Source organism: Candidatus Margulisiibacteriota bacterium (assembly GCA_041650635.1).
GTDB lineage: Bacteria > Margulisbacteria > WOR-1 > JAKLHX01 > JBAZKV01 > JBAZKV01.
Map to the genome: position 1 here is coordinate 1 of JBAZKV010000019.1, position 13,247 is coordinate 13,247.

Sequence of the window (13,247 nt, forward strand, 5' to 3'; positions counted from 1 at the left end):
CAACATTCTTGTCGGGAAGCTCTTTGACGGGCAGATCGATTATTTGCAGTCCTTTGGGGTTCTTTCCACAGGTGTATATGTGGAACTGGCAATGGTCCTGCCGTATGTGTTCTCCTTTTATCTTGTCCTGGGGCTTCTGGAGGATTCCGGCTATCTGCCAAGGCTTGCAGTAATGCTGGACAATTTGATGCACAAAGTTGGGCTGCACGGTTTTGCCATTGTCCCTACCCTGCTTGCCTTTGGCTGCAATGTCCCGGGGATCCTTGCCACTAGAGTGCTGGACAGTAAAAGAGAAAGGTTCATAGCCTCGACCCTCATTTCCATAGGCATCCCCTGCGCCGCGCTGCAGGCAATGATAATAGGGGTGCTGGGCTCCTACGGGGCCTGGCCCATAGTGATCGTATACCTTTTTTTGTTTTTGTCGTGGGTAATACTTGGGACCCTTCTGAACCGCCTTGTAAAAGGGTTCAGTCCGGAACTTCTGCTCGAGATCCCGCCCTATCGTATGCCTCCGCTAAGGATGTTCTATCTCAAAATAAAATGGCGCATTAAACAATTCCTTTGGGAAGCCGCTCCTATAGTGCTTGCGGGCGTTTTTGCGGTCAACATAATGTACTCTCTCGGGCTGTTCGATATTGTCGCCTCTGCCGCCGCTCCGCTGGTAACAGGCCTGTGGGGACTGCCAAAAGAAGCGGTGTCTTCTATCGCCATCGGGTTCCTGCGTAAAGATGTGGCGGTCGGAATGCTGGCACCGCTCGGACTTACTGTCAAACAGTTGATAATATCGTGCGTGGTGCTTTCCATGTTCTTTCCCTGCATAGCGACATTCACGGTCCTTCTAAAGGAACTGGGCTTTAAGGCAATGATCGCTTCAACAGCCATAATGGTGATCACCTCAGTTGCAGCCGGAACGCTGCTGAATATGATCCTGTAAAGAGAATACCATGGGACTTTCTTCCAGCATGGAGAACTATCTTGAGACCATCTATCTGGTTGAGAAGGAGCACGGACATGCCCACATTAAGGACATTGCACAAGCGATAAAGATAAGCATGCCTTCGGTTAACCAGGCGCTCAAAAAGCTCAAGAAAGCAAAACTCCTTGACTCCAAGCGCTACGGTCCGGTCCACTTGACTGAAAAGGGAAGATCGGTGGCAGAAAAGATCTTTCAGCGCCATAAGATTATCAGCGATTTTCTTTGCCTGGTGCTGGGAGCCGACAGAAGGACCGCCGAAGAAGATGCCTGCAGGATAGAGCACATATTAAGCCTCTCAACCTTTGAAAAGCTTCAGTCCTTTATGGCCACAAAGACCTGACCCTGCCATTTTTGGGAATTTCCACCGCCTGCCGGCTGGCAGGCAGGTATTTCAACTGCATTTCGATTGTATTTCCTTTTTTAAATCTATTATAATTGTCTTATGCCTGCTTTCACTTATGAACTCAACGGCTCGCTCTATCTAAATCTGACCAACCGGTGCAGCAATTCCTGCACTTTCTGCATCAAATACAAGAGCAGGTCTTTTGAGGGCAGGCACGACCTTTGGCTGACACGCGAACCTCAGGCAGAAGAAGTGCTGAAAGAGGTCGGGAACCCCGCAAGATACCGGCAGATAGTATTCTGCGGTTACGGAGAACCTCTTATAAGGCTTGAAACGGTAAAAAAAATAGCAGGAGAACTAAAAAAAAGCGGAGCCTACATAAGGATAGACACCGACGGTCAGGCAAACCTTTTCCACGGCAGGAACATTATTCCCGAACTGGCCGGGCTCATAAACGAGCTTAACATAAGCCTCAACGCCCAGGACAGCGGGACCTACGAAAAACTCTGCCGTTCTGTCTGGGGGGAAAAAGGGTACCAGGCCATCCTTGACTTTGCGAAAAAAGCAAAAGAGGCTTCTCCTGCCATCCCAAAAGTGGTACTGTCCTTGGTTGACCTTCCATCTGTCAACAAAGAAAAGTGCGCACAAATAGCAGAAAGCCTTGGAGTAGAGCTGAGGGTCCGTCCCTATTACGAGGAAACTTATGTTGCCTGAATATGATCTGATAGTGATAGGCTCGGGGCCGGGGGGCAATAACGCGGCCTGGACCGCCGCCAGCCTTGGAAAAAAGGTCCTGATAGTGGAAAAGGATGAGGTCGGCGGCATCTGCCTTAACCGGGGCTGCATGCCGACAAAGTCCCTCGTTGCAAGCGCGCAGTTATTTTCCAACACAAAAAGGGCCGGAGAATTCGGAATTAAGATAGAAAACCCGTCTTTTGAATGGAAAGACATCATAGAGAGGAAGAACAGGATCGTCCATAAATTGCGCAAGGGATTGGAATTTTCGTTCAAGAAACTGGGCATCGAGGTTGTTAAAGGCACGGGCACGATCACCCAACCCGGCACCGTATCGATCGTAGGGACAATTCATGAATCGCCCATAATTGCAAAATCCCCCGCCATCATCATATCCACCGGCTCCGAAAATAAACATTTGCCGGGTTTGGAAAATGCCATCACCAGCGATGAAGCATTGAACCTTACGGAACTGCCAAAAAGCATGACAATGATCGGGTCCGGTGCGATCGGAATTGAATTTGCCTGCATATTCAACGCCTTTGGAGTTGATGTTACGGTCATAGAAATGATGCCGCAAATCCTGCCCGGCATGGATGAGGAGATCTCAAAACTTTTGGAACAGATACTCAAAAGAAAAGGCATAAAAATACAAACGAACACCCGTGCCGGAACGGTCCCCGGTCTACGGTCTACGGTTCCCGTTTTTTCCGCCATCGGCCGCACCTTCAAAAGGATAGAAGTAAATGAGCGGCTGCAGACCAAAGACAAAGGAGTTTACGCCGTTGGAGATGTAACGGGAGTATCCGCGTACGCTCATTCCGCCGCAATGCAGGGGATCGTTGCCGCCAAAAATATCTGCGGGATGGATGCGGTTATGGATTATTCTGCTATCCCCGCCTGCGTGTTCTCCAGCCCGGAGGTCGCAACAGTTGGGCTTTCGCAGAAGCAGGCAAAAGAGAGCGGGTTGGACGCAAAAGTATCCAGGATCGATCTGGCGGCTGTGGGCAAATACGCAACTATTTCGGAGCGTGAAGGCTTTGTAAAGCTTGTGGCCGAAAGGTCTTCGGGCAGGCTCCTGGGCTGTCAGATGATAGGACATGGGGCTACCGACCTTATTGCGGAAGCAACTCTGGCTATCAAAAATGGCCTTTCCGCCAAAGACCTTGTTGACACGGTCCACGCCCACCCCACCCTGCCGGAGGCTATCTGGGAAGCTGCGGGAGGCTTGCTGTAAAACATGCAACAACTTCCGGAGTGGCTCATCAAACGCGTTCCCAAAGCAAGCAACATGAGAAAAGTGCGTGAGCTTATCGGTGATGACAGTATTCATACTGTCTGCGAGTCTGCTTCCTGCCCAAACATCGGCGAGTGCTTTTCAAAAAACACTGCGACCTTTATGATACTCGGAGATACATGTACCAGAGCATGTAAGTTCTGCGGTGTAGAAAAACTGTCTTCTGCCACCTACCCCCTATACCCTATACCCTTGACCCGGCTCGACTCCGCTCGCCGCAAGCTTGACCCTAATGAACCTAATAAGGTAGCGCTGGCCTCAAAAAAGCTCGGGTCCCAGTATATTGTAATAACCTCGGTAACCAGGGACGACCTGCCGGATCAGGGAGCCGGTCAGTTCATTCTTACAGTGCAGGAGATAAGAAAGCTGTTACCGGAAGCGCAGATAGAATTGCTGGTGCCTGATTTTTGGGCAGATAAAGATATCATCGCTAAAATTGTTCATATTAAGCCAAATATTTTCGCCCACAATATTGAAATGGTGCCGTCTTTATATGGCAAATTAAGGCCGAGTTCCGACTATTTCAGATCACTAGATGTGCTAAGGACAGCCAGAGAGCTTGACGGCTCACTTTACACTAAGAGCGGTTTTATGCTAGGATTAGGGGAAAAGAAGGACGAAGTTATCGGCTTGATGAAGGACCTTAGGTCGGTTGACTGCAATATCCTTACAATAGGCCAATATCTTCAGCCCTCCAAGGCTCAGACAGAGGTCCGCGAGTATATCCATCCCGATGTCTTTGCCGAGCATAAGAAGACCGCTGAGGGACTAGGGTTTAAAAAAGTGATATCCGGGCCTTTTGTCAGGAGTTCTTACAGATTCAGCGAGGAATAACCGGCAAATGTTTGAAGAAGCACAAAGACTATCCAGCCTGCCCACTTATGTCTTTGACCTTGTCGACAAGCACAAGAGCGAAGAAAGGGCCAAAGGCAAGGACCTTATCGACCTGAGCATGGCCTCTCCCGACCTGCCCACCCCGCTCCAGGTGGTTGAAGCCATGAAAAAAGCGCTCGACGACGCCGCCACACACAGATATCCCAATTTTAACGGGCTCCAGGAATTCAGGGAAGCCGTGCGGGATTTTTGCCTAAGACAGTATGGCGTGCATGTTGACGCAGGTAAAGAAGTGATCCCTTTGATCGGCTCAAAAGAAGGGCTAGTGCACTTTGCCCTTGCCTTTGTAGACCCGGGAGACACCGTTCTGGTGCCTGTCCCCGCCTATCCTGCTCACTTCAGAGGCACCCTGATAGCCGGAGGCGCACCCATCGTGCTGCCCACCAGCGAAAAGACCGGGTATCTTCCTGACCTTTCCATAATTGACGAGGCCATAGCAAAAAAAGCGAAGATACTTTTCCTTAGTTTTCCCACCAATCCAACGGGCGCGGTGGCTACCAAAGAGTTCTTTAAAGAAGCGGTTGAGTTCTGCAAAAAACACAACCTTATCCTTGTTCATGATTTTGCCTACGCCGAGATCTTTTATGACGGCAACAGGCCCATAAGCCTGATGACGATCCCCGGAGCCAAGGATGTGGCGCTGGAATTCCACACTTTTTCAAAAACTTTTTCTATGGCCGGCTGGAGGGCGGGTTTTGTAATAGGCAACCACGAACTGATCGAGAGCCTGCGCAAGATGAAGACCAATCTTGATTACGGGCTGTTCATGGCAACCCAAAAGGCCTGCATTGCCGCGCTCAAGCTTCCGAAACCGTATTTTGAGGAACTGCGGCGCACATACCAGGAAAGGCGCGATGCCCTTATCAGCGGCCTTCAGGAGCTTGGCTGGAAGATAGAAAAACCAAAAGCCTCAATGTATGTCTGGGCGCAGGTACCCAGGGGATATACCTCCTCCAACTTTGCGCTCGAGCTTCTGCAAAAGACGGGGATCGCGGTCTCTCCGGGGGTAGGTTTTGGCGATCTGGGCGAGGGCTATGTGAGATTTGCCCTGATCGACTCGGTTGAAAGGATAAAAGAAGGCATAGAGCGCATGAGAAAGGCGGGCATAAGATACAACAATGTCTAAAGAAGTAAAGGACCCCAGGCCTCTTGTCGCGGTCACCATGGGAGATCCCGCGGGCATAGGTCCCGAGATCTGCATCAAGGCTCTCTCTCTGCTCGAAGTCCAGAGGATCTGCCGCTCGGTGGTTATCGGTGACCTTAAGGTAATAAAGAACGCCGCAAAATTCTCGAAGACCTCCCCTCTCATACTTAACCCGATCAAGCGCCTGGACGAGGGAAAATATCTGGGACAGTACCTCAATGTGCTGGATCTGGACAATGTCAACGCGTCCAAACTTAAAACGGGAAAGATAAGCGCGGAGGCCGGAAGGGCGGCGATCAAATATGTGGAAAAAGCCATAGATCTGGCCCTTGCCGAAAAGGTAGATGCCATTACCACAGCCCCGATAAACAAAGAGGCCGTTAACAAAGCCGGTTATTCTTTCAAAGGGCACACGGAGCTCCTTGCAAAAAGGACCGGGGCCAAGCATTACGGCATGATGTTTTTGTCGGACTCTATCCGTGTCATGCTTGTCACGACCCACACCCCGCTTTGCCAGGTCGCAAAAGAGCTTGACAGGAAAAAGATCGTTGATGCCATAAAACTGACTGACAAAACCCTGGAAAAACTGCTCAAGAAAAAACCCCGGATAGCGGTGGCAGGCCTAAATCCTCACGCCGGAGAGAACGGCATCCTTGGGATAGAGGAAGAAAAACTCATCAAGCCGGCCGTTGAAGAAGCAAAAAAACTCGGCATCAATGTAAAAGGCCCAATGTCTCCGGATGCGGTCTTTTATCTTGCCAATGTCGGGATGTTTGATGCGGTGGTTGCCATGTACCACGACCAGGGCCTGATACCTTTAAAACTGCTGTCCTTTAACAGGTCCGTCAATGTTACGGTGGGCCTTCCGATAATCAGGACCTCCGTTGACCACGGCACCGGTTTTGACATAGCCGGCAAGGGCTGGGCCGATCCCAGAAGCCTGGTCCAGGCCATCAAGGTCGCGGTAATGATGGCCCAAAAGTAGGCTAAAGCATATTCTGGTAAGGGCAAATAATTATTTGCCCCAACATTATGAAATCCACATCTCAACTCACCAAAGACCTCCTGACCAAACACAGTTTTCATCTCAAAAGAAGGCTCGGTCAAAATCTCTTAACCGACGAAGCCTGTCTAAACAGAATAATTGAAGCAGCCGATCTTTCTGAAGAAGATACTGTTATAGAAATTGGGACCGGCACCGGGATCCTCACAAAGGAACTTGCTAAAACTGCCAAAAAAGTCATAACATTCGAGATCGACAAGCGAATCGTTGAGATAGCACGCGAATATTTGAAGGATTGTACCAATATTGAAATTATCAATGAGGATTTTTTAACCGTAGGCGCAGGTCGCAACCTGCGCCTAGCGGAAACGGTAAAATTTGTCGCCAACGTTCCCTATTACATCACGACCCCGATCATAGAAAAAATCCTCTCAACCCCTTTCTCCTGCGCCGTGCTTACCGTCCAGCGCGAATTCGCCGAAAGGATGACGGCAAACCCCGGCACCAAAGAATATGGGAGTTTTACAATATTCGTGAATTACTATACGGAACCGGAGATCGTATCCTATATCCCGAGATCCGCGTTCCTGCCGCAGCCGACGGTGGGGTCGGCAATAATAAGGTTGGCTGCAAAACCCGTAGGGGCGCGTCGCGACGCGCCCCTGCATTTTTTTCCCGTCGTCCGCGCCGCCTTTAATCAGAGAAGAAAGACCCTGCGCAATGCTCTGATATCAAAGTTCGAATCAGAAGCGGTGGACAGGGCGCTCAAAAGTGCCGGAATAGATCCAAAGATAAGGGGAGAAAAGCTGTCTATTGCTGATTTTAAGCGCCTCGCCGGTGCTTTATGACATGCCCCTCCGACATATAGACCACATCCTCGGCAATGTTCATCGCATGATCGCAGATCCTCTCAAGGAACCTGGCAATAAGAAGAAGCGGCACCGCCCTGGGGATTGAACTTCCGTCTTTCATCATTATGCCTGTAAGTTCGTCAGTAATAAGATCCCTCAGTATATCCGATTCTTTTTCCAGTTTTCTTAATCCCCTGGCCTTTACAGCGTCCCTATCCACATACGCGTTCAAGACTTCGCATATCATGGATTTAGCTACTTCAGAAAGCTTTGGAATATCAATAAGAGGTTTAAGCAGGGGTTCTTTGACAAGCTCCAGGTTCTTTTGTGCGACATCCACAGAAAGGTCCCCTATCCGCTCAAGGTCGGTAGCAATGTTTATGGCTGTTGTAATGAACCTGAGGTCCACTGCTACCGGCTGCCACCTTGCGATCAGCTCTATGCAGTTGTCGTTTATCTCCAGCTCCATGGCATCTATATGACTGTCCCCGTCTATTACCTTAAGAGAAAGAGCTTCATCGCGGGCTTTAAGAGCCTCAACACTGTCAAATATGGCTCCGGATGCCAGGCAGCCCATTTTAAGCACTTTTTCTTTGAGAAAGCCAAGTTCAGCATCAAAGGTCCTCTCGTTCATTGCTGTTTCCCCTTTTTGACCTGTTCTAACAGTGCCTCTACTTTTATTCTGATACTGTCCCTGACGGACCTGAAGCCTTCAATTCCCCCGCCCTTCGGGTCCGGAATGTCCCAGTTAATATGCTCCTTGGCAACTGCAAAAGGACATCTGTCCCCGCAACCTAAAGTGATGGCATAGTCAAAAGATTTGACCGGAAGATCATCAAATCCTTTGGACCTGTTCTTCGATATATCTATTCCGGCCTCGATCATTGCCGCCATAGACATCGGATTGACTAAGCCTGAAGGTTTTGAGCCCGCACTGTAAGCTTCTACGATATCTTTGCCAAGTTCCTTTGCCCAAGCTTCTGCCATCTGGCTCCTGCAGGAATTTTCCACACAGACGAAAAGGATTTTTTCCATAGTTATCCAAACCTTCCCGTCACATAATCTTCGGTCCTTTTATCTGCTGGCGCAGTAAAGATCTTTTTTGTGCCCCCGAACTCTATCATCTCTCCCAGAAGAAAGAACGCTGTATTGTCCGAGACCCTTGCGGCCTGCTGCATATTGTGCGTAACAATTACTATCGTATAGTTCTTCTTTAGTTCATGTATCAGTTCTTCTATCTTGTCGGTCGAAATGGGGTCCAGCGCGGAGCACGGCTCATCCAACAAAATTATCTCGGGCTCTATAGCAAGCGCTCTGGCTATGCACAGGCGCTGCTGCTGTCCTCCGGACAGGCTTATCCCGGGCTTGCCCAGCATGTCCTTTACCTCTTCCCAAAGCGCAGCTTTTCTTAAGCTGGCCTCCACCGCTTCGTCAAGCCGGCTCCCAGCCATGCGCGAATGCAGTTTTAGGCCTGCCGCCACATTGTCATAGATGGACATGGTCGGGAAGGGAGTTGGTTTTTGAAAGACCATCCCCACTTTTCTCCTGAGGCAGACAAGGTCTATCGAGCAGGACAGGATGTTTTCCCCGTCTATTACTATTTCCCCGGACGAACTGGCCCCGGGTATGGTGTCATGCATACGGTTGATACACCTGACAAAGGTCGATTTTCCGCAGCCGGAAGGCCCTATTATTGCCGTCACTTTATTCTCGTAGACCGGCATGGTTATTCCAAACAGGGCCTGCTTTTCGCAGAACCAGGCATTTACCCCTTTTACCGAGATCTTTTCCTTGTTATCCATAGATTATCCTTTTTGAGAATTTTCTCACTATCAGTGTGATCCCCAGGACTATCATGACCAGTGTCAGTGACCCGGCCCATGCCTTGGCGTTCCAATCGGCAAAAGGAGAGATAGCATAATTGTAGATCTGAACTGTCATCGAGGCCATCGGCTGGTCGACCCTTAAATTCCAGTATGGTGTACTGAAAGCTGTAAAGATAAGAGGGGCTGTCTCTCCCATTATCCTGGCCACAGAAAGCATTACTCCGGTAAAGATGCCGTTCCAGGCGGTCCTAAAAACTATCCTGAGCACCACTTTCCATTCGGGAAGCCCAAGTGCCAGCCCGGCCTCATAAAGAGACCTGGGCACCATCTTGACCAGTTCTTCCGTTGTTCTGGTCACGGTCGGGATCATTATCACTCCCAGGGCAAAGCCTCCGGCCACAGCCGAGAACCTTCCCATTGAAACAACGATAAGCACATAAGCAAAGATACCTATCACTATTGTCGGGATCCCGGACAGGACATCTGCGCTGTATCTTATCAAAAACCCTCTTTTGCCTTTCCCGTAAAGGGCCAGCCAGATGCCTCCGAACAGCCCAACGGGAAGCCCGACCAGGCAGGCAAGCCCTGCCAGTATAAAAGTCCCGATGATGGCGTTGGACATCCCTCCTCCGGACTCTCCTACCGGGGTCGGGAGTTTGATAAAGAAGTCTAAATTGATAGCCGAAAACCCTTTTACCAGGACATAACCGATAACAAGAAAAAGCGGGACCAGCGCCGCCAGGGTGCACAGCCATACCAGGGACAAAAACGCCCTGTCCTTTAGCCTTCTTATTGCATAAGAGTTTTCGCTGTTGTTTTCCATATCAATATCCTCGCAAGGGCGTTCACCGCCAGGGTAAGCACCAAAAGCACAAGTCCCAGTTCTATCAGAACAGAAAGGTTGATGTCGGAGACGGCTTCGGCAAATTCATTTGCTATCACGGAGGCCAGCGTATAACCCGGCTGAAAGACCGAAAAGGATATGTCCGGCCTGTTGCCAATGACCATAGTCACCGCCATGGTCTCCCCCATTGCCCTGCCAAGAGCAAGGATGATAGCGCCTATGATGCCAGATCTGGCCGGTCCCAGGCCGGCGATCTTTAGGGTTTCCCATTTTGTCGCCCCCAGGGCCATTGCCGACTCTCTCAAATTATTGGGGACCGCCTGAAGTATCTCTCTGGAGAGCGCGGTGATTATAGGAAGGATCATTATGGCAAGGATGACACCGCCGGAAAGCATGCTAAGTCCGGAAAAAGGGCCCTGAAAGAACGGAAGAAAGCCAAAAACGGCCTGGAGTCCCGGCTGGACAGAACCAGCGATCCAAGGGGCAAGAACAAATATGCCCCAGAGCCCGTAGACGACCGAAGGTATGGCCGCAAGCATTTCTACCAGCACGGACAGATACTCTTTCACGGCGCTTTTTGAGATCTCCGACAGATACACCGCGCAGCCCAGCCCGAGAGGCACAGCAATGACCAGGGCTATCAGCGAGGACATTATAGTACCGTAGATAAAAGGGAGCGCTCCGTATTGTTCGGCTATGGGGTCCCAAGAAGAACTGAAAATAAAACCAAGGCCGAATTTTTCTATCGAAAGCCACGACTTTGACAGCAGCAGCAGTATCAGCATCAAAAGCAGCAGGGGGATGCTTGCTCCTAACATGAACATCATTCTCTTGAAGAAAGCATCCGCCCTGTCTTGCTTTTGCATCAACTGCCCTTGGCCCCTGTCTTTAGTATTTTATTCCGTCTATTGCCTTTTGGACCCTTGCCGTCAGGGACTTGGGAAGCGGGGCATAAAGAAGCCCCTCTGCATAGGTCTGCCCTTCCTTCATCGCCCACGAAAGAAAATCCACGAGCGCTTTGCCCTTTTCTGCGTCCTTCTGGTTCTTGTGCACAAGTATCCAGGTCATCCCCACTATAGGATAGGACTCTGCTCCCGGTGCATTGTTAAGGTCGGCTATTAAGCTGGCAGGTATCCTTGAAGCCATACCGTCAACGGCCTTTGTGGTAGAAGCGACGCTGGGGACAACAAATCTGCCGGCCCTGTTCTTAAGAGCTACCACAGGCAAAGAATTGGTAATGGCGTAAGAAAGCTCTACATATCCTATGGAACCTTCATTAGTCTTGACTATTCCTGCGACTCCCGCGTTGCCTTTGCCACCGACTCCCACCGGCCATTTAAGGGAAGAGCCTGCTCCCATTTCTGATGCCCATGCAGTGCTTACCTTGGCAAGATAGGAACTGAAGATATGGGTGGTCCCGGACCCATCGCTTCTTCTTGCCACCAGAATGGTCCTTGAAGGCAGCGCGACACCTGGATTAAGATCTTCTATCTGCTGATCGTCCCATCTTTTGATCCTGCCGCTGAATATTGAGGCCAGTGTTTCCCCGTCAAGCTTAAGGCTGCTTACACCCGGAAGGTTGTAGGTTACCGCCACAGCGCCGGTAACGGTCGGGATATGCAGCACATCGCCTCCGGCTTGGTCCATTTGTACTGCCGTCATCGGAGCATCCGAACCCCCAAAATCCACCACTCCCTGAGTAAACTGCCTGATGCCTCCGCCTGACCCGATCCCTTGATAGTTAATGCTGATCCCCGTTTGCTTTTTGAACTCTGAGGTCCACTTGGAATATATTGGATAAGGGAATGTCGCCCCCGCTCCGTTGAGAGACATCGCAAGCGAAGACCCTGCTAATATTGCGGCCGTAACAAAAGCCGCCGCTATCTTTTTTATCATCTCAGTCCTCCTTTATTAGGATACCCTTAACTTGTTAAGCATTTGTTAACCCTATGTTAACTGACTGTTAATAATAGATCACCGAGTGAAGGTAGGCCGTCTTTTGCTCGGCAGAACTGCCTGACTTATAGGTCTGCAGGTCAAGCGCCAGTTTAATGTCCTTGCTGTATTCATACATGGCGCCTATCAGCGACCTGACCCTGTCATTGCTGCTTGTAACCGTGGTATCGGGATCGTAGTTATCGTATCTGGCCACAAGAGCAACAGGGACCACCGATTTTGCAGGGAACACATACCCGCCGATGCTGTAACCGTTTATCTTTGTCCCCTTGAGGTATTCAATATAACCTTTGCCATATTGATCGTTCTGGAAGCCAAGAAGTATTGCGGCCTGTTTGGTATTGTTCTGGCCGCTATTGATGATGCCGGCTTTCGAGTTAATATATCCGCCTGCTATCACGGTGCCGATGTTGTCATCCTTGAACAGAGTGGTGTTCAGTCTGATCCCTATGTCCTTTGCCGAATCGGATTCAGCCGCTTTGTATCCTCCTCCATTCATGAGAGTCGCGTGGTATTCTATCTCGCTCAAATACGGTAAGGTGAATTTTCCGGCAGCTCCCAATCCAAAATCAGCCGAGGACATAACGCTTTCGTTGTCATCAAACTGCTTCATCATCCAGGCATTGTCCCAAGCTTTGTCCGCCCAGTCTATCCACATATTGTGCTGAAGCCCCAGTTTTGCGGTCATGCTGAAAGGAATGACCTGCAGCGCCGCGGGAACATTGACAGGAATGTCAACATAGGCGTATTTGATATAGTCGAACAGAGTCTGCGGGCTGTTGGTCGACGGGGAGATCCTAGAAACATCCAATGTCATTCTTGCCATAGCGCCGCCGGCCAGATTTTTCTTGACGGTCACATAGGCCCTAGAGATGTCAAAGTTGTTCTTGGTACTGACGTTCTGCATCCCCTTGGTCCATGCAAACCTTATTTCTCCGCTAACCTTTGCGTCATTATTGTCGCTTGCAACCTTGTCTATCTGGCCTTTAAGCTGGGCAAGCGCGAGGTTCAGATCTTCCTTCAGATCGCTGTCAGACACGGTTTCTTCGCTTGAACCCTCCATCTGGGCTTTAAGCGCTTCCCACCTCTTAAGCGTGGCCTGTTTTTCGGATTGCATCTGCTTCATTTTGACCACATTTCCCTGGTTCCTAAAGTTGACTATCTTAGCGTCTACCACTTTCAGATAATCCCTTACAGCCTGCTTTTCCTCTTCTAGGGTCCTGGCAAAGGCCGTAAGAGGCAATACCAACGCAAGCATTAAAAGAGCCGCGATCAATATCCTGCTTTCTTTCCTTGGCATGTCTATCCTCCTGTGAATTAAAAAACAAACCTGCGGGCCCGACCGTTCTTTTGCTTTTATCCTCCTTTCTTTTCTTCA

The 13,247-nt window shown here is 50.0% G+C and carries 15 protein-coding genes; 8 read left to right on the forward strand and 7 right to left on the reverse strand.

What is annotated here, in order from left to right; translation table 11 throughout:
- The 8 genes from WC490_06070 to rsmA all read left to right on the forward strand — a co-directional run.
- Positions 1–934, forward strand: a 934-nt coding sequence (locus WC490_06070) for a nucleoside recognition domain-containing protein (GenBank protein MFA5098170.1), incomplete at its 5' end; no start/stop codon positions are given.
- Positions 935–944: 10 nt separating this feature from the next.
- On the forward strand, positions 945–1,316 hold the full coding sequence (locus WC490_06075; GenBank protein MFA5098171.1) for a metal-dependent transcriptional regulator: 372 nt from the start codon (positions 945–947) through the stop codon (positions 1,314–1,316).
- 102 nt (positions 1,317–1,418) lie between these two features.
- Positions 1,419–2,033, forward strand: a complete 615-nt coding sequence (locus tag WC490_06080) for a TatD family nuclease-associated radical SAM protein (GenBank protein MFA5098172.1) — start codon at positions 1,419–1,421, stop codon at positions 2,031–2,033.
- Complete coding sequence (locus tag WC490_06085; protein MFA5098173.1) at positions 2,023–3,291, forward strand: FAD-dependent oxidoreductase; 1,269 nt, start codon at positions 2,023–2,025, stop codon at positions 3,289–3,291. The genes WC490_06080 and WC490_06085 overlap by 11 nt, the downstream gene beginning before the upstream one ends.
- A 3-nt stretch (positions 3,292–3,294) precedes the next feature.
- Complete coding sequence (lipA, locus tag WC490_06090; protein ID MFA5098174.1) at positions 3,295–4,185, forward strand: lipoyl synthase; 891 nt, start codon at positions 3,295–3,297, stop codon at positions 4,183–4,185.
- A 7-nt stretch (positions 4,186–4,192) separates the two neighbouring features.
- Positions 4,193–5,371 (forward strand): LL-diaminopimelate aminotransferase, encoded by a 1,179-nt coding sequence (locus WC490_06095; protein MFA5098175.1) that lies wholly within the window; start codon positions 4,193–4,195, stop codon positions 5,369–5,371.
- Positions 5,364–6,374 carry a 4-hydroxythreonine-4-phosphate dehydrogenase PdxA gene (pdxA, locus tag WC490_06100; protein ID MFA5098176.1) on the forward strand — a complete coding sequence of 337 codons (1,011 nt, stop codon included), beginning with the start codon at positions 5,364–5,366 and terminating at the stop codon, positions 6,372–6,374. The genes WC490_06095 and pdxA overlap by 8 nt, the downstream gene beginning before the upstream one ends.
- Positions 6,375–6,421: 47 nt before the next feature.
- Positions 6,422–7,240: a 16S rRNA (adenine(1518)-N(6)/adenine(1519)-N(6))-dimethyltransferase RsmA gene (gene rsmA, locus WC490_06105; GenBank protein MFA5098177.1), complete on the forward strand. Its 819-nt coding sequence runs from the start codon at positions 6,422–6,424 to the stop codon at positions 7,238–7,240.
- Here the strand turns inward: rsmA and phoU are convergent.
- The 7 genes from phoU to WC490_06140 all read right to left on the reverse strand — a co-directional run bounded on the left by phoU (position 7,215) and on the right by WC490_06140 (position 13,169).
- On the reverse strand, positions 7,215–7,877 hold the full coding sequence (phoU, locus tag WC490_06110; GenBank protein ID MFA5098178.1) for a phosphate signaling complex protein PhoU: 663 nt from the start codon (positions 7,875–7,877) through the stop codon (positions 7,215–7,217). The genes rsmA and phoU overlap by 26 nt on opposite strands.
- Positions 7,874–8,278, reverse strand: a complete 405-nt coding sequence (locus WC490_06115) for an arsenate reductase ArsC (GenBank protein ID MFA5098179.1) — start codon at positions 8,276–8,278, stop codon at positions 7,874–7,876. The genes phoU and WC490_06115 overlap by 4 nt, the downstream gene beginning before the upstream one ends.
- Positions 8,279–8,280: 2 nt before the next feature.
- Complete coding sequence (gene pstB / locus WC490_06120; protein MFA5098180.1) at positions 8,281–9,045, reverse strand: phosphate ABC transporter ATP-binding protein PstB; 765 nt, start codon at positions 9,043–9,045, stop codon at positions 8,281–8,283.
- The gene (gene pstA / locus WC490_06125; GenBank protein ID MFA5098181.1) at positions 9,038–9,892 is read right to left on the reverse strand and encodes a phosphate ABC transporter permease PstA; all 855 of its coding nucleotides are present in this window, start codon (positions 9,890–9,892) and stop codon (positions 9,038–9,040) included. Before pstA ends, pstB begins: the two co-directional genes overlap by 8 nt.
- Positions 9,859–10,779, reverse strand: a complete 921-nt coding sequence (gene pstC, locus WC490_06130) for a phosphate ABC transporter permease subunit PstC (protein ID MFA5098182.1) — start codon at positions 10,777–10,779, stop codon at positions 9,859–9,861. The genes pstA and pstC overlap by 34 nt, the downstream gene beginning before the upstream one ends.
- Positions 10,780–10,801: 22 nt before the next feature.
- Positions 10,802–11,809 carry a phosphate ABC transporter substrate-binding protein PstS gene (gene pstS, locus WC490_06135; protein ID MFA5098183.1) on the reverse strand — a complete coding sequence of 336 codons (1,008 nt, stop codon included), beginning with the start codon at positions 11,807–11,809 and terminating at the stop codon, positions 10,802–10,804.
- A 67-nt stretch (positions 11,810–11,876) separates the two neighbouring features.
- Complete coding sequence (locus tag WC490_06140; GenBank protein MFA5098184.1) at positions 11,877–13,169, reverse strand: hypothetical protein; 1,293 nt, start codon at positions 13,167–13,169, stop codon at positions 11,877–11,879.
- Positions 13,170–13,247: the final 78 nt, after the last annotated feature.